At 54.6% G+C, this 23,195-nt stretch carries 10 protein-coding genes; 9 read left to right on the top strand and 1 reads right to left on the bottom strand.

Annotated elements, in window-relative coordinates:
* The first annotated feature begins 13 nt into the window (after positions 1–13).
* From PCH01S_RS03535 to PCH01S_RS03500, 8 genes are all read left to right on the top strand, one after another.
* Positions 14–616 (top strand): hypothetical protein, encoded by a 603-nt coding sequence (locus tag PCH01S_RS03535; protein ID WP_042226883.1) that lies wholly within the window; start codon positions 14–16, stop codon positions 614–616.
* Between the two features lie 441 nt (positions 617–1,057).
* A complete protein-coding gene (locus PCH01S_RS03530; RefSeq protein ID WP_042226881.1) occupies positions 1,058–2,488 on the top strand; it encodes an FAD-dependent oxidoreductase in 1,431 nt (476 codons plus the stop codon).
* A gap of 534 nt (positions 2,489–3,022) precedes the next feature.
* Positions 3,023–3,889 (top strand): aminoglycoside 6-adenylyltransferase, encoded by an 867-nt coding sequence (locus tag PCH01S_RS03525; RefSeq protein WP_042226878.1) that lies wholly within the window; start codon positions 3,023–3,025, stop codon positions 3,887–3,889.
* Between the two features lie 109 nt (positions 3,890–3,998).
* Entirely contained in the window at positions 3,999–6,248 is a 2,250-nt protein-coding gene (locus PCH01S_RS03520) for an ATP-binding cassette domain-containing protein (protein ID WP_042226877.1), read from the top strand.
* A gap of 202 nt (positions 6,249–6,450) precedes the next feature.
* Positions 6,451–6,903, top strand: coding sequence for a GNAT family N-acetyltransferase (locus tag PCH01S_RS03515; protein WP_042226875.1), 453 nt, complete (start codon positions 6,451–6,453; stop codon positions 6,901–6,903).
* Positions 6,904–7,058: 155 nt separating this feature from the next.
* On the top strand, positions 7,059–7,817 hold the full coding sequence (locus tag PCH01S_RS03510) for an alpha/beta fold hydrolase (RefSeq protein ID WP_042226874.1): 759 nt from the start codon (positions 7,059–7,061) through the stop codon (positions 7,815–7,817).
* Positions 7,817–8,407, top strand: a complete 591-nt coding sequence (locus PCH01S_RS03505; protein ID WP_042226873.1) for a TetR/AcrR family transcriptional regulator — start codon at positions 7,817–7,819, stop codon at positions 8,405–8,407. Before PCH01S_RS03510 ends, PCH01S_RS03505 begins: the two co-directional genes overlap by 1 nt.
* Positions 8,408–8,428: 21 nt before the next feature.
* Positions 8,429–8,812 (top strand): nuclear transport factor 2 family protein, encoded by a 384-nt coding sequence (locus PCH01S_RS03500; protein WP_042226872.1) that lies wholly within the window; start codon positions 8,429–8,431, stop codon positions 8,810–8,812.
* A gap of 247 nt (positions 8,813–9,059) precedes the next feature.
* Here PCH01S_RS03500 and PCH01S_RS03495 read toward each other — a convergent pair whose 3' ends face one another.
* On the bottom strand, positions 9,060–9,923 hold the full coding sequence (locus PCH01S_RS03495; RefSeq protein ID WP_042226871.1) for a hypothetical protein: 864 nt from the start codon (positions 9,921–9,923) through the stop codon (positions 9,060–9,062).
* Between the two features lie 834 nt (positions 9,924–10,757).
* Here PCH01S_RS03495 and PCH01S_RS03490 point away from each other — a divergent pair.
* Complete coding sequence (locus PCH01S_RS03490) at positions 10,758–23,195, top strand: amino acid adenylation domain-containing protein (protein WP_053228637.1); 12,438 nt, start codon at positions 10,758–10,760, stop codon at positions 23,193–23,195.

Here is a 23,195-nt window from a genome sequence, read left to right as displayed (position 1 = left end):
TGGAGGAAATTTTATGATGAACAAAATGATCGTCAGCGTATTGCTCGGCTCATTGATTGTTTCCGGAAGCCTGCTGCTGAACGGAACTGCCATGCGGCCCGTACTGCCGGATTCCGGTATGACGGCCGGCAAGCCGGTCCTTCCGGGAGACGGCGGCATATCAGGCGTTAAGGTGCCGGTGCCTTCGGGCAGTGAGGAGTCTCGCGGCGAGAAGGTTTATGTCCGCCTGCCCGTGACAACGAGCGCGAATAACATCGAAGTCACCGTACATGCCGTGAGGCTCAAGGCGGGCACAGCGGATTTCGAGGTGACGATCCGAAATCTTTCGGACCGGGAGACGATCACGCCGGACCTGACAAGCGGTAGCGTCGTGACGAACGAAGGTCTGCCGGGCCGAAGCTCGGAGAAGGTACGCGCTGCGAAGGTTAACCCGGATTTCGAGCAGGCGGTTATCCCGCCCGGCAAGGAAAGATACGGGTGGCTGAGCAGCGATGCCTGGAGCGAGGAAGCTCCCGAGCGTCTCACTCTGAATGTGACGATCCGCGGGAACAACGGTGAGGAGCAGGCTTTTGCTATCCCCGTAGACTGCCGGGGCCTTACGTTCCGCACGCTTTGAAGACAGGTGCCTGACGGACGGGAGTACGGGGACAGAAGAAGAGAGCGAGATCGAGCGAATCGGTCAGAGAAAGCGATAGAGAGTTTGGCAGATTGAGATAGGCGTAAGAGCAAGAGCAAGAGCAAGAGCAAGAGCAAGAGCAAGAACAAGAACAAGAACAAGAACAAGAACAAGAACAAGAGCTAAAAGAGATGGCTGGATGCCGCACCTAGGTGCGGCTTTTTGCCGGTTGCCGTTGAGGCATTTTGCAAAGGCATAAATACCTCTTGCATCTTTTGAAGCAAAGGTGTAAGATAAGGCCATAAGACATTGTGATTTATTTCACAGACGTAACCTGCTTCGTTGTTATCATTTATACGCTTTGGTTAATCGCCAACAGCTCTTTTTTTATAGAAAGTATGTGAAATAATTCACTAATTAAAATTTCGGGAGGCTATCATCATGACATTCAAAGTTGCCGTAATCGGATGCACACACGCAGGAACCGCCGCTGTTAAAAACATTGCAGCACAATATCCCGACGCGAAAATCACGGTTTACGAGCGTAACGATAACATTTCGTTCCTTTCGTGCGGAATCGCGCTTCATGTCGGCGGGGTGATCGGGGATGCGCAGGGATTATTCTACAGCAGCCCGGAGGAGCTTGCACGGCTCGGGGTCGTTACCCGGATGCGCCACGAAGTGCTTGAAGTCGATGTCCAGGCCAAAACGCTCCGGGCCCGCAATTTGGAGAGCGGGGAAGAGTTCGGCGACACTTACGACAAGCTGGTCGTGACGACAGGCTCGTGGCCGGTCATTCCGCGGATGGAAGGCATCGGGCTGGAGAACATCCAGCTGTGCAAAAACTACGGCCATGCCCGTGAAATCATCGCCCGCGCTGCGGACGCGAAGCGCATCACGGTTATCGGAGCCGGTTATATCGGCATCGAACTCGTCGAAGCGTTCCGCGATCTGGGCAAAGACGTGACGCTGATCGACAACATGGACCGGGTCATGGCCAAGTACCTGGACCCCGAGTTCACAGCGCTCGCTGACAATGAGCTTAGGGAACGGGGAGTGCAGCTCGCACTCGGACGGACCGTGGAAGGATTCCGTGGGACGGACGGCAAGGTCCGCGAAGTCGTGACGACCGACGGCACTTTCGAGACCGACATGGTCGTGCTGTGCATCGGCTTCCGTCCCGGAACGGATTTGCTCAAAGGCCAGGTGGATATGCTGCCGGGCGGAGCTATCCTCGTGGACGATTATATGCGCACGAGCCATCCCGACGTGCTGGCCGCTGGAGACAGCTGTGCCGTCCGGTATAACCCGACGGGCGAAGCCGCCTATATCCCGCTGGCGACGAATGCCGTCCGCATGGGAACACTGGTCGGTCTGAACCTGTTGAAACCGGCCGTCCGTTATCAGGGCACCCAAGGGACGTCGGCCATCAAGCTGTTCGACTGGAATATCGCCTCGACGGGTTTGACCGAAGCAGCCGCGGCAGGTATGAATGTGGAGGCCGTCGTCATTCACGAGAACAACCGGCCGGAATTTATGCCGACCTATGACGACGTGATGCTGAAGCTGGTTTTCGAAGCGGAAGGAGGCCGCCTGGTAGGGGCACAGGTCATGTCGAAAGCGGATATGACCCCGGCTGTCAATACGCTGTCGGTTTGCATCCAGAACCGGATGACCGTGCAGGAGCTTGCTTTTGTGGATTTCTTCTTCCAGCCGCACTATAACAAACCGTGGAATCTGCTTAATACGGCAGGCCTGGCCGCTATGCAACGGCTGAATGAAACGGAGAAAGCCGTAACAGAGCCGGAACGTATGGAACCCGGCGCCGAACGTGCCGATGCTCGGACTCCCGATAAATACGGAGTCGCATAAACGTTGAGAGCTTACGGGAAAATTTCTCCGTTAATCAAAGCTTGATCAAACCTAGAACCCGCTGCCGTTTTATAAGGGTAGCGGGTTCTTTTTATTCGCTCGTATTTCTCTTTATGACCATTAGTTGGCTCGAACTACTGACTCCCGCCCCGTAAAATGGGGCTCTTGTACAGCGTCCACTCTTATCTCAAAATCAGAAAATTTCCGTCCGTCTCACGAATATGGTAAAATTTATTGGAAGGTAAAAACGTCCGGTTTCAATAATTATCGCCGGAAATTCGACGAAGCGCAGCATCGCGTCTCGGCTGTGCGAAACCGCATTGGACTCGATCTGACCAAAGCAAGAAATCCGTCACCTGCATATGCCGCTGAACCGGGCTTTTTGGCAGCCCTGGCTTACAATTTTAACCGGGAGGATAAACGGATGACATTTGCGGAACATTTTATATAACTCCATTTACCGGATATCCGGGGACCTCCTTGGAACGTTTTCGTGCCAAAATGTGAACATGAAAACTCAGGAGGTGCCGATCCATGCGTTCGGAACAAGAAATGTTTGATCTGATAATAAAAGTGGCGGAGAACGACAGCCGCGTAAGAGCGGTCGGTTTGAACGGCTCGAGGACGAATCCGAATGTTTCCAAAGACATTTTCAGAGACTACGATATCGTCTATCTCGTTACGGATGTGGAATCTTTTAGAAACGACCTGGATTGGGTAAATGTGTTCGGGGAACGGATGATTATGCAGACGCCGGATGATATGGCCCTGTTTCCTAACGAGCCGGGAAACCGTTTTGCCTATCTCATGTTATTTACAGACGGGAATCGCATAGACCTGACGCTTATTCCTCTAGAGGAGAAAGAGATGTACTGCCGGGAAGACAAGCTGACGGTGATCCTGCTTGACAAGGACAACGATCTGCCGGCTTTACCGCCTCCGACCGATGAAGACTATTGGGTGCAGCGGCCCGACGCCCAACGTTTCGCCGATTGCTGCAACGAATTCTGGTGGGTGTCTACCTATGTCGCCAAAGGACTGTGGAGACAGGAAATTTTGTATGCGATTGATCATGTGAACCTGGTTAGGGCGATGCTGCTCAAAATGCTGGAATGGAAGGTCGGGATGGATACCGGCTTCTCGCTCAGTATCGGGAAGAACAGCAAATTTTTAAAGCGGTACCTGGATGAAGAATCTTGGAACAAGCTTTTGTCGACCTATGAAACCGGCGATTATGAGCAGGTTTGGAACGCTTTGTACGTGACGGGAGAGCTTTTTGAGCCTGTTGCCCTACAAGTGGCGGCCGAATTCGGGTACACATATCCCGCGGAAGAAGCGGAGAAGATCAAACCCTATTTGCGCCGAGTCCAGCTCCTTGCTCCCGATGCGAGGGATATCTAGTTAACTATCTTGAAAATAATAAAGAACCCTGACACATAGCTGTCAGGGTCTTTTTGTTACGGTGGAAGCAAAACGGACAGCACAAGCCGAAAAGAGAGGAGAAGCAAAAATGAGACCGGAATATATCGTGCTGAGAGGGGCACGGGAAAATAATCTGAAGGATATTCATCTTCGTATACCGAAGAGAAAAATAACGGTGTTTACCGGCGTGTCGGGATCGGGCAAATCATCCGTCGTCTTCGATACGATCAGTGCCGAGGCTCAGCGCCAGCTGAACGAAATGTTCTCGACCTTCATCCGAAACCGCCTGCCGAAAACCGGTCAACCGGAGGTGGACAGCATCGAGAATCTGTCTACCGCTATCGTGATTGATCAGAAAAGACTGGGCGGCAACTCGCGCTCGACCGTCGGAACGGCAACGGATATCAACGCGCTGCTCCGGCTTTTGTTCTCACGCGTAGGAACGCCCTTCATCGGCTATTCGAACGCGTTCTCGTTCAACGATCCCGCAGGGATGTGTCCCGGATGCCAGGGGATGGGCACCAGAGCCGTTCCGGATATCCGCAAGCTTTTCGACCGCTCGAAGTCGCTGAATGAAGGAGCGGTGCGGTTCTCGACCTTCACGGCCGGAACCTGGTATGCCAAGCACCATCTGCTCACCGGTCTGTTTGATCCGGACAAAAAGCTTCGGGATTACACAGATGTGGAGTGGCAGAGGCTTTTATACGGCAAATCGGAGAACCTGCAGCTGCCTTCCGACGGCGGAATGCCCTCCAAACGATTCGAAGGTGTCGTGGACCGGTTTATCCGGCTCTATTTCAAAAAGGACGGACCCAGCTTGCCGGATAACGTGAAGCGGTACATCACGTTCTCTCCGTGCGAGCTGTGTGGGGGAACGCGTTTAAACGAAGCGGCGCTGGGCTGCAAAATCAACGGGCAAAATATCGCCGAGGCGGCAGCTCAAGAGATCGAAGATTTACTCCCGTTCCTGAAAAGCCTGCTCGGGGACAAAACGGCCGCACCGATTTTGTCCGGGATGATCCCGCCGCTTCAGCATTTGCTCGACGTGGGACTCGGGTATCTCCGCTTGGACCGGGAGACGAAAACTCTTTCCGGCGGCGAATCCCAGCGGATCAAAATGGTCCGTCACCTGAACAGCAGCTTGACGGATATGCTTTATATTTTCGACGAACCGAGCACCGGCCTGCATCCGCGCGATGTCGAGCGGTTGAACGGGCTCCTGTGCAAACTAAGGGACAAGGGCAATACGATCCTTGTCGTGGAGCATGACCGGGATGTGATCCGGATCGGGGATTACATTGTCGATATGGGGCCCGAAGCCGGTGCGGAAGGAGGGCGCATCGTTTACGAAGGCAATCTAGAGGGCCTTTATGAAGCGGACACCCTGACGGGCAAAAACATGAAGAGGGAGATCCCTTTTAATCCGCACCCGCGCAAGCCTTCCGGCTGGCTGACGATTGAGAACGCTTCTCTTCATAACTTGAAAAATATTACCGTCCGTATTCCGTCCGGCGTCCTCACGGTCGTTACCGGAATGGCCGGTTCCGGCAAGAGCACGCTCATTCACGATGTATTTGCGGCAGAGAATCCGGAAGCGGTTGTGATCGATCAGTCTCCGGTCAGCGGGAATATCCGCTCTACACCGGCCACTTACACGGGAATCATGGATGAGATCCGGCATTTGTTCGCCAGGACGAACGGGGTCAGCGATTCACTGTTCAGCTTTAACTCGAAGGGGGCGTGCCCGGACTGCGGAGGACTCGGCTTTCTGGAAACGGACATGGCATTTCTGGAACCGGTCAAAACGCTTTGCGAAAGGTGCGGCGGCAAACGGTTTAAGGAAGACGTGCTCGGTTATACGTATAAAGGTAAATCGATCTACGAAGTGTTAAAAATGACGGCGCATGAGGCATTGCATTTCTTCGAGGAGGAAGAGATTGTACGTCCCCTGCAGGCGATCCGCGATGTAGGATTGGGTTACCTGGCGTTGGGACAGCCGCTCAGCACGTTATCCGGCGGGGAGTGTCAGCGTATCAAGCTTGCGAGCAAGCTGCACAGGCAGGGCAGGATTTACATTCTGGACGAACCGACGACCGGGCTTCATATGGCGGACGTGAGCAAACTTCTGGCGATGATGAATCGTCTGGTCGATAAGGGAAATACAGTCATTGTGATCGAGCATAACGGCGATGTCATTAAACAGGCCGACTGGATCATCGAGCTCGGGCCCGAAGCGGGAAAGAACGGGGGAGAAGTTATATTCGAGGGAACCCCGCTGGAATTGGCGGAAGCGGACGGTTCTGTGACCGGCCCTTTTTTGCGGGATACAAGGGTTTGAGCCAAGAGAACTGCGCTTTTTTTCGATGCGGGGCAAGTGGAAGAGCTTGTGTACGGGAACTTTTCATCATCCGGCTCATGTGCAAGTCATGTGCAAGAAGGGTACCCGGACAAAATCGCTGAAGATTTTCACAAGGTGTGGAGCGTACTTCTGAACGGTCTTAAAATGGTTCAGCTAAACGAAATGCAGGGGAGGAATACCGATGGAAATTAGAACTGCGCAGCGCGGCGATTTGGAAGAGATCGTGCGCCTGCTCGCCGATGACGAGCTTGGATCCCACCGTGAGCGGTATGAGAAACCGCTGCCTCCGGCATACGAGGAGGCATTTTCCGCTATCACCGGGCAGACGGGCAATTCCATCCTTGTGGCGGAGATAGGCGGGGAGGTGGTCGGCTGTTTGCAGCTGACGCTGATTCCCGGTCTTGCTCGCATGGGGATGACACGAGCGCAGGTGGAAGGCGTCCGCGTGGACAGCCGTTACAGAGGGCACGGAATCGGAAAAGCCCTGCTCGAGCATGCCATTGAAATCGCCAAGATGCACGGGTGTGGGCTCGTCCAGCTCACGACGGACAAAACGCGTGGAGACGCCCACCGCTTTTACGGCAAGCTGGGTTTTACGGCCAGCCATGAGGGGATGAAGCTTTCGCTGGACTAATTCGGTTTAAAAGCCAGTCGTTCCTACCGATAAGGACGGCTGGTTTTTTATTTCTGTTGTGCAAATAAGGTTAAATTTTATATTGACTGTACGTTCATTCAATAATAAAATAAACCTGAAAGGAATATTTTTCATGCTGAAAGGAGTTCGTGTACATGGATCTGTTTTATGAGGTAAAAGGGGAAGGTACTCCGCTCGTATTTATCCACAGTCCCGGTGTAGACTCTCGTGAATGGAAGTTCATCGCTCCGATTTTGGCGCAGTCGTTTCAGGTGATCACATTCGACGGTCGGGGAACCGGGAAATCCCCGGCTCCGACCGCTCCGGCCAATCTGGTCGAAGATCTGAAGCGCCTGCTCCATCACTTGAATATCGAGCAGGCTGTCCTGGTCGGTCATTCCATGGGCGGACAGGCGGCAGCGGATTTCGCTTTGACTTATCCTTCGATGGTGAGTCGGCTTATCCTGCTCTCCCCGTCGCTTAGCGGTTTTCCCTACTCGAAGGAATTTACGGAATGGATAGCCCAAGTAAACTCACTCGCCCCCGATCTCGACAAAATGATCGATACTTCTTTGGCCGGGCCTAATTACCGGGTCGTCATGTCGAGTCCGCAGCGGGATTTTCTGATTGAAATGCATACCGACTATATGCGCAAAGTTTTTACGGAATGGAAGAGCTTCGAAGTGAACTGGCCTCAGCCTCCCGCGATGGAGCGTTTGGAAGAGATTAGCGCGCCGACTTTGTTTCTGCAAGGAACGGTGGAATGGGGGGATATGGAACGCGTTGCGGAGGAATATAAGCGTGTGCCTTCGTGTAAATTCATCCGGATAGAAGGTGCCGACCATATGCTGACATTGACTCATCCCGCTGAAACGGCCGGTTATATCGAACAGTTCCTGAAGGAACTTGTCTGATGCCGCGTTCCAAGGAAGAAAACGACCGCGTCCGCCAGCTTGCCCAAGAAAACATCCGGACTTCGGCCATGCAAGTTTTTATAGAGAAGGGCTACTATAACGCTTCTATTGCCGATATAGCGAAGAGGGCGGGGGTTTCCAAAGGGCTTTTGTACAATTATTATAAAGGAAAAGAAGAACTTCTCGGCGACATGGTACAAAGCCGGATAGAAGAAATCGAAGACGTTATGCAAAAAGCGGCCGCTTTGGGTACTCCGTCCGAGCAGTTGAAACATATCATCGACGGCGCCATCGACAATGTGCTACACCACCCGAAAATTTACCGGTTTTATTTGCATCTGCAAACGCAGCCCGAAGAAGATCTGCTGCTGTCCCGGTACAGCCAGATGCTTAATGAGGAGATGGCCCGGCAGTTTCAGCTCCAGTGTGAGATGTTCCGTAAACTCGGAGTTCCCGATCCCGAAATTAGATCGCTTCATTTTTCTTCCGCCATCCACGGGATTTCCCTGATGATCTCGACCTATCCCGAGCATTATCCCGTCCGGCAGGTGAAAGAGCAGTTGTTTCGTGATTTTTGTGTTACCGAATAGTTATTCGAGAGGAGCGTCATGATGGAGAACCGTGCGGCGATAAGCTTGGTTGAAAAGTACGTGGAGGCCTACAACGCTTTCGATATCGAAGGCATGCTTCTGCTTATGCAAGAGAAGATTGTGTTCCGCAACATCTCTAACGGCGTCGTGAATGCGGAGACGGAAGGAAAAGACGCTTTTCGCGAATTAGCCGGGCAATCCAAAAAGCTGTTCTCCCTGCGCTGTCAGACTATTACGGATTATACGGTGAAAGGCGACCGGGTCGAAGTTGAGATTGATTACGAGGGAACTCTTGCTGCCGATCTGCCCCACGGTCCTAAAGCAGGGGAAAAGTTCGCTCTTAAAGGAAAGTCGGTATTTACAATTGAAGACGGCAAGTTGCTCGTAATCGAAGATTACAGTTAAAAAACGGTATCCGGGAGGGCTCATCGTGCTTTCAGCGAAAGCTGAGGGTTGTCTCCGTAGAGAGCGGTTTTGATCCACGGCGACGGCGGTGGTCATACGGCGGCATAATGCGAACCGTGAAACCGCGTCATGCAAAGCAGCTCAAGGTTCATTTGGAAAGCGTACATTGGACTGTGTATATGCGGTGTACGAACGCAAACAGGTGCAGGCTTTTATAGCCTGCACCTGTTATTTTTTTACCCCGGTGTCAATAGCGATCCATAATCAACTGAGTCTTGAGCGAATCCTGCGCGAGGAACCAGCCCTTGCTCTGCAGTAGTGCGATCAGTTCATCGTGCTTCGCGGACGCGGTTGATTCGCTCGTCGTCTTGAACGAAGCTTCGACTATGTAGTCGGTGCCGGTTCCGGCAGAGTTCCGGATCGGCCATACTTCGATGTACAGCTTCAAGCCGTTCCAAGTGCCGATCGAGCGTTTGGCAAGCACCGGCCCGTAGTAGCGGGAGCTTCCGAGCAGGCTCGTGCCCCAGCCGTTGCTGAGCCAGTTGTCGAACTTGCCCGGCGCATTGCTGATCAGAAGGCTGCGGGCATCGCTGACAGACGGAAGATCCATGCCGCTGTAACCGGATTTGCTGGCATTTTTGCTTCGCGTGATGCTCAAGGTTTTGTTCTGGTAGCCCCACTCGACTTGCGCTTCGTAGTTCGTGTCGCTGGAGTCGAATCCGTCCTGGTTCGCTTTCGTAAGCGCGGCGTTGATATCGTTGTTTACGATCGGGTACCGTTTTTTGTAGCTCAGCTCGAATTTGCTCTCGCCTTCGGTTTTGCGAATGCGGGGGCTCCAGCCGCCGTTGTAAATATTTTTGGCGTTCGTGTCCAGGAAAGCCACATTCATTTTGGTAACGCTGGACGGCATGGCGAACGTATCCAGCACGTCGCTTTTGAGCTTGTTATCCGAGCCCAGAACGGTCGACGGGCTCATCAAAATCTTTACCTCGTAATCGGGCACCATGTTACTTGCGGCCTGAGCAGGTGCGGACTGGATCACCGTTCCGGTCAACAGAGTCGAACCGACGGTCAAGACAAGCGCGGTGGTGCGGAGCAAACGTTTAAACATCCAATTATCTCTCCTTTATTCTCATCTTGAATAGTTTCCCATTATTTAGAATAAAAAACGTTTATTAGCTCATCGTAAACGGAAAGGACGATTTTTGTAAATACCGTTTTATTTAAAAAGAATAATTGCGGGCGCCGGGGCATTTGTAAGCCTAAGATTTGTGTTTTTGAGGGAGTCGCCTGTTATTTATATTCGCAGAGTAGGTGAATTAATCCACATAAAAAAGGGATAGGAAGGGTGCTCGATGAGCCGCGTTCGTCATTGCTTTTGGAAAGATATAGAGGTGTGGACTGTAGAGAGGGGGCGGAAAAGCGGGATTAATCGACAAATGTATACTTGTCGGCAATGACATATGTCACATTAAGTGTTGATATTTTGTAAAAATGGATAAAAATAGACCTTATTATTAAATTAATACAAAATAGTTCAAAAATACCATGATTACCGAGAGGACATCAGTTATAATTGGTAATTGATGGTGAATTATGTAATTTTATAAGAAGAGGAAGCAAATGGGACTCCTACAAAGCTTGAAAGCAAAAATAGTTTAGTTTCTAACGCAAGAATCTCTTGTTGCAAAACCCGGTAGACGGGATAAATTCACCCATTTGCAAAACTACCGCGAAGGGAGGACACCTTTACTCATTATCTCTATCCGACATCATATGTCAAGTTTTGGAATATATTTTACCCGACCGAACAATGAATTAGACGAGCCTGCAGAAAGAACCCCTTCACTTTTTGTTCAAATTTTTTTTGAAAGTTTGGAGTGTGGAATTTAGATAACAGGTTTGCATACCTGAAAAGAAATCTCTATACCAGGAGAGTGTCGATGTGAGAGAAAATACGAACAAACGGTTTGCTTTAACTCAAGCGCAGCGAAGAATATGGAGTATGGAAATGATGTATCCGAATACATCGGTCGGAATCATCGTGGGTACTTTGTTTATTCGCGGACCCGTGAATACCGACGCTTTGATGCAAGCGATCTACAAGCTGGTCCGGGACCATGATGCGTTCAGAATCCGGATTTCGTCTTCCGATGCCGGCGAACCCGTCCAGTGGTTTGCGAATGAATCGGACATTGAACCGCGCTGCGATTATCTGGAAATGGGCAGCGAAGCCGAAGCGAAAGAGTGGCTGGAACGGTTTAATCATACGCCGTTATCCATATTTGACGAACAACTGTATCAATTCTGCCTGTTTAATCTAAATAACGAAGAACATTGGTTTAACTTAAAAATACATCACAGCATAGCGGACGGTATCGCATCTCATCTTATTTGCACCACGATTATGGAAAACTATACAAAATTAATCGACGGCCAAGAACCGGACGCTAAAGCCAAAGGGACTTATCTCGATTACATCTACGCCGAACAAGAATACGAGCGTTCGGATCGCTACCAGAAGGACAGAGCCTACTGGCTGGACAAGTTCGAATCCTTCTCGGAAATAACACGAATGAAACCGAGTTCGCCTTACTCCGTGAGCACGGAGGCCGACAGGGTGAGTGTGCCCTTCGCGGGCAAGCGCTACGAGCAGCTGCAGCGTTTCAGCGAAGAGCACAATATCAGTACCTTTACGGTGTTTTTGGCGGCTCTATACATATTGCTCCATAAAGTAACGGGAAATGAAGATATTACAGTCGGTACCATCTATGCGAACCGGACGTCGAAGCAGGAAAAAGAGACGTTAGGGATGTTCGTGAGTACGGTTGCGACTCGAATGCTGCTCGAGCCGGATCAGCATGTATTGGCGTTTTTACAGCATGTTTCCAAAGAACAGAAAGCGAATCTCCGCCACCAGAAATACCCGTACAATCAGCTTATTCAAGACTTAAGAGAGCGGAACAAGCAGTGGGACGTTCCCGAATTGTTCCGGGTGGACATCGAATATTTGCCCGTGAACTGGACTTATTACGACGGCCTCAGCGTTATTCGGAAAAGCAGTCATTCCGGGCACGAAGTGGGCGATTTTGCCGTACACGTTGTAGATATGCTCGACGACAAAGAAATTGATTTGAATATCGATTACCGGGTTCAGTTGTTCGATGAGAGCGAAATTCTGCGAATCTCGGAGCAGTTGTTTACTATTATTGACCAGATCGTCCTTAATCCTTTGCAGACCGTGCGTGAGCTGTCCATGCTGAGCGACGGGGAGAAGAATAAGATTTTGACGGAATTCAATCCGCCGGCGTCCGAACTTCCGCCTGTCCAAACGTTCCACCAGTTGTTCGAGGAACAGACGGTGTTAAACCCGAGTGCGACGGCAGTGGTGTACGAGAACAATGAGCTAACATATGGGGAACTCAACGAGCGGGCCAACCGCCTGGCGGGTTCGCTGCGGGGAGCCGGGATCGGCCGAGAATCGGTCGTGGGCATTCTGGCCGACCGATCGGTCGATCTGCTCGTCGGCGTCATGGCGGTATGGAAAGCCGGTGGCGCGTACGTTCCGCTGGACCCGGATTATCCGTCCGATCGCATCCGCTACATGCTCGAAGACAGCGGTGCGGCTGTACTGCTGACGCAAAGCGGACTGAGGGACAGAGCGGGAACGTGGCAGGGAGAAGGCGGAGCGCTTCGCACGATTCTATGCCTGGACGACGAGAAGTCGTACAGCGAAGAAAGAGAGAACGCGCCGGCGGAGAGCCGGCCGGACGACCTTGCCTACGTGATCTACACATCCGGCACGACGGGACGGCCGAAAGGCGTAATGATCGAGCACCGGAGTCTGGTGAATACGGCAGCCGCCTATCGCAAGGAATACCGGCTCGATCAGTTCCCCGTACGCCTGCTGCAGCTGGCGAGCTTTTCCTTCGACGTGTTCGTCGGAGATATCGCCCGGACGCTGTACAACGGCGGCACCATGGTCATCTGCCCGAAAGACGACCGGATCGATCCGACACGCCTGCACGGCTGGATACAGAGCCGTCAGATTACCGTGTTCGAATCGACGCCTGCGCTGATCATCCCGTTTATGGAGCATGTGGCGCAGCAGAAGCTCGATATGAGCTCGATGGAGCTGCTCATCACCAGCTCCGATAGCTGCAGTGTGGAAGATTACCGGCTGCTGCAGGAACGGTTCGGCTCTCAGTTCCGGATCATCAACAGCTACGGCGTGACGGAGGCGGCAATTGATTCGAGCTTCTACGACGAACCGCTCTACAAGCTGCCGGAAGCCGGAAACGTGCCGATCGGCAAAGCCTGGTTGAATGCGAAATTTTATATCGTGGACGCTCAGTTGAACCCCGTTCCCGTAGGAATTCTGGGCGAGTTGTGCATCGGCGGGCCGGGCGTCGCCCGGGGATACATGAACCGTCCGGAGCTGACGGAAGAGAAGTTTGCGGACAGCCCGTTCGCTGCCGGAGAGCGCCTGTACCGCACGGGCGATCTGGCTCGCTGGATGGAAGACGGCAACGTGGATTTCATCGGGCGGATCGACTACCAGGTGAAGATCCGGGGATACCGGATCGAGCTCGGCGAAATCGAGACGGCGATGCTGCGTTTTGACGGCATCCGCCAAGCGGTCGTGACCGACCGTACCGACGAGCGGGGCCAGAAGTATTTGTGCGGCTACGTTGTATCGGAATCTGAAATCGATACCAGAGAATTGCACGCGTACCTGGAGCAGACGCTCCCTTCGCATATGGTACCGGCTCGCGTGATGCGTCTGGACCGGCTGCCTCTTACGCCGAACGGCAAGGTGGACCGCAAGGCGCTGCCCGAGCCGGAAGGAAGCGTACAGGCCGAGGTGAAATACATCGCTCCCCGAACTCCGGCGGAGCAGGCGCTTGCCGCCGTCTGGCAGTCCGTGCTGGGCGTAGACAGAGTCGGTCTGTCGGACAATTTCTTCGGACTTGGCGGCGATTCGATTAAAGCACTGCAAGTTTCTTCAAGGCTCCTTCAGGCCGGTTACAAGCTGGTTATGCGTGATCTTTTCCACTATCCGACGATAGCGTCCCTCAGTCCGCAGCTTCAAACGGCCGGTAAAACCGCCAGCCAGGAAGAAGTAACGGGAGCCGTGACGCTGACGCCGATTCAGCGCTGGTTTTTCGGGCAAAATCCGGCCGACCCGCACCACAGCAATCAGGCTTTCATGCAGTACCGCAGGGAGGGTTTCGAGGAAACGGCTCTGAGGAAAACGATCGCTAAGCTGGTCGAGCACCATGACGCGCTGCGTACGGTTTACCGAAAAACCGAAGCCGGATATGAAGCATGGAACCGGGGGACGGAGGAAGAATTGTTCAGCCTGGAAGTGGCTGATTTCACGGGCCTCGGAAACTGCAAGGCAGCCGTTGAGGCAAAGGCGAGCGAAATTCAGGGGAGCATCGACCTTGAAAACGGGCCTTTGGTGAAGCTGGGCTTGTTCCGCTGCCCGGATGGCGACCATTTGCTCATGGCCATCCACCATCTTGTTGTGGACGGTGTATCCTGGCGCATCTTGTTCGAAGATTTTGCGGCCGGCTACGAACAGGCTCTCGGCGGACAAGCGATTTCGCTTCCGCATAAAACGGATTCGTTCCAAACATGGGCCGGGCAGTTGTCCCGCTATGCGGACAGTGAGGCGCTAGAATCCGAGCGGGCTTACTGGAGGCAGATCGGGCAGCTTGAGCAGACACTGCTGCCCAAAGATTTGGGGCAGGCGAAGTCAACGCTCAAAGACAGCGATGTCGTCACCGTAAGATGGACGGAAGGCGAGACGGAGCAGCTTTTGAAACAGGCGCACCGTGCTTACAATACCGAGATGAACGATCTCCTCCTTACCGCGCTCGGTATGGCCGTTCAAGCCTGGACCGGGCAGAACCGGGTGCTGGTGAATCTGGAAGGCCACGGCCGGGAAGATATTCTGCCGGAAGTGGATATCACGCGCACCGTCGGGTGGTTCACCAGCCAGTTTCCGGTCTTGCTGGAGAGCGGCCGGGATCAGACGCTTTCGCAGCAGATCAAGCAGACGAAGGAAGGACTCCGGCGCATCCCTAACAAGGGAATCGGCTATGGCATTCTGAGGTATTTGTCGGAAGGACGGGAAGGCGACCTTTTCGATTCCGATCCGGAAATCAGTTTCAACTATCTGGGACAGTTCGATCAGGATTATGAGAGCAGCGGCCTGGAACCTTCTCCGTTCTCAACTGGGAACGATATCAGTGAAAACGCGATGATGGATTTTGCGCTCGACATGAACGGTATGGTCACGGAGGGCTCGCTCGAGCTTACGATCCGCTACGGAACGACGCAGTACCGCCGGGAAACGATTGAACGGCTGGGGAGTCTGTTGGAAACAAGCTTGCGGGCCGTAATTGCGCACTGCTTGTCCAAGGATCTGCCGGAGCTCACGCCGAGCGATGTCCTGCTGCCTGAGCTGTCCGTGGAAGAGCTGGAGCAGCTGACGGCACACACCGCCGCAATCGGCGAGCTGGAAAATGTGTATACGCTGACTCCGATGCAAAAGGGCATGCTGTTCCACAGCCTGCTGGACGCGGATTCGGAAGCCTATTTCGAGCAGGTGACGTTTGATCTGCAGGGCAGCCTCGACGCTGAGGCTTTTGCGAAAGGGCTGGACGTGCTGATTCAACGGCATGAAGCGCTTCGGACCAATTTTATAAGCGGATGGAAAGATGAGCCGGTTCAGATCGTGTTTCGTCAGCGGAAAGGCGAAGTTTACTACGAAGATGTAAGCGGACTTGACGAGGCGGAGAGGGAGCAAGCACTCGCAGAACTGGCAGAGGCGGACAAAGCCCGGAAATTTGATTTGGCGCATGACTCGCTTATGCGGGTGACCCTTGTGCGGACCGATGAACAAACCTGGCATGTGATCTGGAGCCACCATCATATCCTGATGGACGGCTGGTGCATGTCCTTCATGATCAAGGAAGTGTTTGAAAGCTATTTCGCGTTCCTGGAAAAAAGAAAACCGGAACTTCCTCCCGTTACCCCGTTCGCCCGTTATATCGAATGGCTGGAGAAACAGGATCGGAATGCGGCAGCCGACTATTGGAGCGGTTACTTGAACGGTTACGACCAGCACACGAAGCTTCCTCAGGAAAAAGCGCAGCGTAAAGGGGAACGTTTCAACGCGGTCGAACTGGAATTCGAATTCAGCCGGGAACTGAGCGAACGGATCGAGCGCGTGTCCAGGCAAAATCAGGTAACGCTAAGTACGTTCGTCCAAACGCTCTGGGGTCTCGTTCTGCAGGTGTATAACAACAGCCGGGATGTCGTGTTCGGCTGCGTCGTTTCAGGCCGTCCGGCGGATATCGCCGGTGTGGAAAGCATGATCGGCCTGTTTATCAATACGATTCCGGTCCGGGTCCGGAGCGAAGCGGGAGAATCCGTGGCGGATGTGTTGCGAAAAACCCAGGAGCAGGCGCTTGCTTCCGGCGCGTACGATACGTTCCCGCTTTACAAAATCCAGGCGCTTAGCGAACAAAAACGCGATCTTATCAGCCATATCATGGTATTCGAAAACTATCCGATGGAGGAACGGATCGAACAGCTTATCGGAGGAAACGGAGCTTTGGCCATTTCCAACATTCAGGCCCCGGAGCAAACGAACTACGATTTCGATATAACGGTTATTCCGGGCGAGCGGACTGTGATCCGGTTCACCTATAATGCGGATACGTTCAGCGAGGAAGACATCCGTGGGATTCACGGGCATTTCACCCGGGCGGTCGAGCAGGCTGCGGCCGATCCGAACATCCCCGTCGAACAGTTGGAGCTGCTTACGCTTTCGGAAAAAGAGCAGCTGTTCGAAGCGTTCAATCCGGCCATGTCCGAGCTTCCGCAGGTGCAGAAGTTCCACCGGCTGTTCGAGGCACAGGCGGTCTCGACTCCCGATGCGACGGCCGTTGTTTACGAAGACAAGCAGTTGTCCTACCGGGAGCTGAACGAAAAGGCGAACCGGCTGGCGGCAACGCTGCGGGAAGGTGGCGTCGGCAGAGAGTCGATCGTCGGCATTTTGGCCGAGCGGTCGGTAGAGCTGCTCGTCGGTGTCATCGCCGTATGGAAAGCGGGAGGCGCATATGTGCCGCTTGACCCGGATTATCCGGCCGACCGCATCCGGTTTATGCTCGAAGACAGCGGAGCGACGGTGCTGCTGACGCAGACGTCTCTGAGAGAGAGCAGCGAGGCTTGGCTGGAAGCGGAAGAGACGGCGCTGCGCACGATTCTTTGCCTGGACGACGAAAAGTCGTACAGCGGAGACGGAGAGAATGCGGCTGTCGGAGTCGTCTTGGAAGGCAGCGTAAAAGGGGATTCGGCTGACAGCGCAGCCTCAGGCACACCGGACGGTGTCCCGTCCGAAACCCAGCCGTACGATCTCGCCTACGTGATCTACACGTCCGGCACGACGGGACGGCCCAAAGGTGTCATGATCGAGCACCGCAGCCTTGTGAACACGGCGGCCGCCTACCGCCGGGAATACCGGCTGGACCGGTTCCCGGTCCGCTTGCTCCAGCTCGCGAGCTTCTCCTTCGACGTGTTCGTCGGAGATATCGCGCGGACGCTGTACAACGGCGGCACCATGGTCATCGTGCCGAAAGACGACCGGATCGACCCGGCCCGCCTGCACGGCTGGATCCAAGACAAGCAGATTACCGTGTTCGAATCGACCCCGGCGCTCATCGTGCCGTTTATGGAACATGTGGCGCAGCACGAGCTGGATATGAGCTCGATGGAGCTGCTCATCACCAGCTCCGACAGCTGCAGCGTTGGGGACTACCGCGTACTGCAGGAGCGCTTCGGCTCGCAGTTCCGGATCATCAACAGCTACGGCGTCACAGAAGCGGCGATTGATTCGAGCTTCTACGACGAACCGCTGGCGAAGCTCCCGGAGACGGGCAGCGTGCCGATCGGCAAAGCGTGGCTGAACGCGAGGTTCTACATCGTGGACGCGCACCTGAACCCGGTGCCGGTCGGTGTCCTGGGCGAGCTGTGCATCGGCGGTCCGGGCGTGGCACGGGGCTACTTAAACCGTCCGGATCTGACGGAAGAGAAGTTCGTGGACAGCACGTTCGTCACGGGCGAGCGTCTGTACCGTACAGGCGACTTGGCCCGGTGGACGGCAGAGGGGAACGTGGACTTTATCGGGCGGATCGACCACCAGGCGAAAATCCGGGGCTACCGGATCGAAACCGGCGAGGTCGAGTCGCAGCTTCTCCAGGCGGACGGCGTTCGTGAAGCGGTCGTCCTCGTACGCGAAGACGGCAGCGGACAGAAAGCGCTGTGCGCGTACTTTACGGCCGACGGCGAGCTTGCCGTAAGCAGTCTGCGAAGCGCGCTGGCGCAGGAATTGCCGGGCTACATGATCCCGTCGTATTTCATCCGGCTGGAGCGGATTCCGCTGACGCCGAACGGGAAAGTGGACCGCAAGGCACTGCCGGCGCCGGAAGCGGGCGTAGACGGCGGCGCGGAATATATCGCGCCACGCACGCCGCTGGAAGCGAAGCTGGCCGCCATCTGGCAGGACGTACTCGGTCTTCAGAAGGAAATCGGCATCCGCGATAACTTCTTCGACCTGGGCGGACATTCCCTGCGGGCGACGACGCTTGTCGGCAAAGTGCACAAGGAACTGAACGTCGATCTGCCGTTAAGAGACGTTTTCCGTCATTCGACGGTTGAAGATATGGCAGAGGCTATCGCCAACATGGAACGGCAGGAGCATGTTTCCATTCCTGCTGTGGAAAAGAGAGAGTTCTATCCGCTTTCGTCCGCTCAGAAACGTTTGTATATTCTCAATCAGCTTGAGGGTGCAGAGCTGAGCTACAACATGCCGGGTACGCTGATACTCGAAGGTGCGCTGGACCGGAACCGGTTCGAGGAAGCATCCCGAGGTCTGATCCGGCGCCATGAAACACTGCGCACGGGCTTCGAAATGGCGAACGGGGAAGCGGTGCAGCGGGTGTACCCGGATGTGGACTTTTCCGTGGAACATGTCGTGGCAAGCGAGGAAGAAGCGGCAGAAACGGTGCGGAATTTTGTACGACCGTTCGATTTGGCCAAACCTCCTTTGCTGCGCGTAGGCTTGGTCGAACTGGCCGTTGAACGGCACATCTTGATGTTCGACATGCATCATATCGTGTCCGACGGAGTTTCGATGGACGTGCTGGTGGAAGAGTTCGTCCGCCTATACAGCGGAGAAGCGCTGGAGCCTCTGCGCATTCAATACAAGGACTACGCCGTCTGGCAGCAGTCCGAAGGGCAGAAAGAGCAGCTGACGCGTCAGGAAGCTTACTGGCTTAATGTCTTCCGGGGAGAACTGCCGGTGCTGGAGCTGCCGACGGATTATGCCCGGCCTGCCCTGCAGAGCTACGAAGGACGGACGCTCCAATTTTTCATGGATGCGCAGAAGAGCGAAGGGTTAAAGCGGCTGGCGGCGGAAACGGGCACAACCTTATACATGGTTCTGTTTGCGGCCTATACAGTCATGCTGCATAAATATACAGCCCAGGAAGACTTGATCGTAGGAACGCCGATTGCCGGAAGGACACACGGAGATGTGCAGCCGCTCATCGGAATGTTTGTCAATACGCTGGCTATCCGCAATTACCCGGCCGCGGACAAAACGTTCCTCTCCTACCTGCAGGAGGTCAAGGAAACGACTCTGGGCGCATACGAGCATCAAAACTACCCGTTCGAGGAACTGGTGGACAAGGTGCAGGTTGCCCGGGATCTAAGCCGCAATCCGATTTTCGACACGATGTTCACGCTGCAAAACACGGAAAACAAGGAGCTTCAGCTGCCCGGCCTCCGACTGGCTCCTTATGCGAGCGAAGAAATCGTATCCAAGTTTGACCTTAGTCTGGATGTGACGGAAACCTCCGGCGGCCTGGATTACTTATTCGAGTATGCAACCTCTTTGTATAAAAAAGAAACGATAGAACGAATGGCCAAGCATTATGAGCAGCTTTTGAATGCCATTGTGAAGAGCCCCGAAGTCAAAATCGCCGATCTTGAACTGGTGACGCCTTCCGAAAAGGAGCAGCTGCTCGAAGCGTTCAATCCGGCCATGTCCGAGCTTCCGGAGGTACAGACGTTCCACCGGCTGTTCGAGGCACAGGCGATCTCGACTCCCGATGCGACGGCCGTTGTCTACGAAGACAAGCAGCTGTCCTACCGGGAGCTTAACGAAAAGGCGAACCGGCTGGCGGCAACGCTGCGGGAGGGCGGAGTCGGCAGAGAGTTGATCGTCGGCATTTTGGCCGAGCGGTCGGTGGAGCTGCTCGTCGGCGTGATCGCCGTATGGAAAGCGGGTGGCGCGTATGTGCCACTTGACCCGGATTATCCGGCCGACCGCATCCGGTTTATGCTCGAAGACAGCGGGGCGACGGTGCTGCTGACGCAGATGTCTTTGAGAGAGAGCAGCGAGGCTTGGCTGGAAGCGGAAGAGACGGCGCTGCGCACGATTCTTTGCCTGGACGACGAGAAGTCGTACAGCGGAGACGGAGAGAATGCGGCTGTCGGAGTCGTCTTGGAAGGCAGCGCAAACGGAGATTCGGCTGACAGTGCAGCGTCCGGCAGCTTGTCCGATTCAGGCACTCTGGACGGTGTCCCGTCCGAAACCCAGCCGCACGATCTCGCCTACGTGATCTACACGTCGGGCACGACGGGACGGCCCAAAGGCGTCATGATCGAGCACGGCAGCCTTGTGAACACGGCGGCCGCCTACCGCCGGGAATACCGGCTCGACCGGTTCCCGGTCCGCTTGCTCCAGCTCGCGAGTTTCTCCTTCGACGTGTTCGTCGGAGATATCGCGCGGACGCTGTACAACGGCGGCACCATGGTTATCGTGCCGAAAGACGACCGGATCGACCCGGCCCGCCTGCACGGCTGGATCCACGAACAACAGATCACGGTGTTCGAATCGACCCCGGCGCTCATCGTGCCGTTCATGGAACATGTGGCGCAGAACGCGCTGGATATGAGCTCGATGGAGCTGCTTATCACCAGCTCCGACAGCTGCAGCGTGGGCGATTACCGTGTGCTGCAGGAGCGCTTCGGCTCGCAGTTCCGGATCATCAACAGCTACGGCGTCACGGAAGCGGCGATTGATTCGAGCTTCTATGACGAACCTCTGGCGAAGCTGCCGGATACGGGCAGCGTGCCAATCGGCAAAGCGTGGCTGAACGCGAGGTTCTACATCGTGGACGCACACCTGAACCCGGTCCCGGTGGGCGTTCTGGGCGAGCTGTGTATCGGTGGCCCGGGCGTGGCACGGGGCTACTTGAACCGTCCGGATCTGACGGAAGAGAAATTCGTGGACAGCCCGTTCGTCACGGGTGAACGTCTATACCGCACGGGCGACTTGGCCCGTTGGACGGCGGAAGGCAACGTGGACTTTATCGGGCGGATCGACCACCAGGCGAAAATCCGGGGTTACCGGATCGAAACCGGTGAGGTCGAGTCGCAGCTTCTCCAGGCGGACGGAGTCCGCGAAGCGGTCGTCCTCGTACGCGAAGACGGCGGCGGACAGAAAGCGCTGTGCGCGTACTTCACGGCGGACGGAGAGCATGCCGTGAGCAGTCTGCGAAGCGCGCTGGCGCAGGAATTGCCGGGCTACATGATCCCGTCGTATTTCATCCGGCTGGAGCGGATTCCGCTGACGCCGAACGGGAAAGTGGACCGGAAGGCGCTGCCTGCGCCGGAAGCGGGCGTAGACGGAGGTGCGGAATATATCGCGCCACGCACGCCGCTGGAAGCGAAGCTGGCTGTCATTTGGCAGGACGTGCTCGGTCTTCAGAAGGAAATCGGGATCCGCGATAACTTCTTTGACCTGGGCGGACATTCCCTGCGGGCGACGACGCTTGTCGGCAAAGTGCACAAGGAACTGAACGTCGATCTGCCGTTAAGAGACGTTTTCCGTCATTCGACGATTGAAGAAATGGCTCAAACCATAGCGGGATTGGAACACCGGGAACATACCGCCATCCCTGTACTCGAGAAACGCGCTCATTACCCGCTGTCTTCCGTACAGAAAAGGCTGTACATCCAGCATCAGATGGAAGGCGCGGAGCTGAGCTACAATATGTCGGGCCTTATGGTCCTCAAAGGGGAACTGGACCGCGGCCGCTTCGAAGCTGCGCTTCGCGGGCTGATCGGTCGTCATGAGATTTTACGTACCGTATTTGAGATGGTGGACGGCGAACCGGCGCAGGTTATTTACCCGGAAGTGAATTTCGCCCTGGAGTACCGGCAGTCGGACGAAGAAGGAGCCCGGGAAATTGCCGCACAGTTTGTCCGCGTCTTTGATCTGGAACAACCGCCGCTGCTGCGGGTCGGTCTGATCGGACTGGAGCGGAACCGGCATATTCTGATGTTCGACATCCATCATCTTGTATCCGACGGCGTGTCGACCGGCATTTTAATCGACGATCTTCTCCGTTTGTATACGGGTGAAAGCCTCCAGCCGCTGCGGATTCAATACAAGGACTTCGCTTCCTGGCAGCAGTCCGAAGCGCAGAGCGAACGTCTGAAAAAACAGGAAGCGTACTGGCTGGACGTACTGGACGGAGAACTGCCGCGGCTTGAACTGGCGACCGATTTCGCGAGACCGGCGGTGCGCAGCTACGAGGGAGATGTGCTGGATTTTGCCATAGATAAGCAGCAAAGCGAAGCCTTGCGGCAAATCGCGGACGAGAACGGCGCAACCTTGTATATGGTTTTCCTCGCCGCCTACACGATTCTGCTGCATAAGTATTCCGGGCAAGAAGACATCATTGTGGGTACGCCGGTCTCAGGCAGAACTCATGCGGATACGGAACCATTGATCGGGATGTTCGTGAACACGCTGGCGATCCGGAATTACCCGGCCGACGAGAAAATGTTCCTTTCTTACCTGGAGGAAATCAAAGAAACGATGCTGGGAGCCTATGAAAACCAGGATTATCCGTTCGAGGAGCTTGTGGAAAAAGTACAGGCGGCAAGGGACTTGAGCCGGCATCCGATATTTGACACGGTGTTTGTGATGGAAACCAGAGAAGACCGGATCAGCCGTTTCGGAGAGTTAACCGTCGAACCTTATATCGAGGCCCAGACGGTCGCCAAATTTGATCTGACCCTGGAAGTTACGCATGAGGAAGAAGGCATGAGCGGTCATTTTGAATATGCGACTAAACTGTTTACCCGGAACATGATCGACAATTTCGCCGAAGACTTTCTGACCATCCTCTCCAAAATTTGCGAGCAGCCTCATGTCCTGCTGAAAGATCTTTCCTTAAACGGTTCTTCGGAGCAGGAAGAGGACTTGTTGGAAGCTATTGATATTGTTTTCTAA

Source organism: Paenibacillus chitinolyticus NBRC 15660, assembly GCF_000739915.1.
Lineage (GTDB): Bacteria > Bacillota > Bacilli > Paenibacillales > NBRC-103111 > Paenibacillus_F > Paenibacillus_F chitinolyticus.
This window is presented reverse-complemented; position numbering and strand designations above follow the sequence as displayed.

Coding starts and splice junctions, on each gene's coding strand:
- PCH01S_RS03520 (WP_042226877.1), top strand. CDS start 3,999: ATGAGACCGGAATATATCGTGCTGAGAGGGGCACGGGAAAATAATCTG.
- PCH01S_RS03525 (WP_042226878.1), top strand. CDS start 3,023: ATGCGTTCGGAACAAGAAATGTTTGATCTGATAATAAAAGTGGCGGAG.
- PCH01S_RS03515 (WP_042226875.1), top strand. CDS start 6,451: ATGGAAATTAGAACTGCGCAGCGCGGCGATTTGGAAGAGATCGTGCGC.
- PCH01S_RS03500 (WP_042226872.1), top strand. CDS start 8,429: ATGGAGAACCGTGCGGCGATAAGCTTGGTTGAAAAGTACGTGGAGGCC.
- PCH01S_RS03510 (WP_042226874.1), top strand. CDS start 7,059: ATGGATCTGTTTTATGAGGTAAAAGGGGAAGGTACTCCGCTCGTATTT.
- PCH01S_RS03495 (WP_042226871.1), bottom strand. CDS start 9,923: ATGTTTAAACGTTTGCTCCGCACCACCGCGCTTGTCTTGACCGTCGGT.
- PCH01S_RS03535 (WP_042226883.1), top strand. CDS start 14: ATGATGAACAAAATGATCGTCAGCGTATTGCTCGGCTCATTGATTGTT.
- PCH01S_RS03530 (WP_042226881.1), top strand. CDS start 1,058: ATGACATTCAAAGTTGCCGTAATCGGATGCACACACGCAGGAACCGCC.
- PCH01S_RS03505 (WP_042226873.1), top strand. CDS start 7,817: ATGCCGCGTTCCAAGGAAGAAAACGACCGCGTCCGCCAGCTTGCCCAA.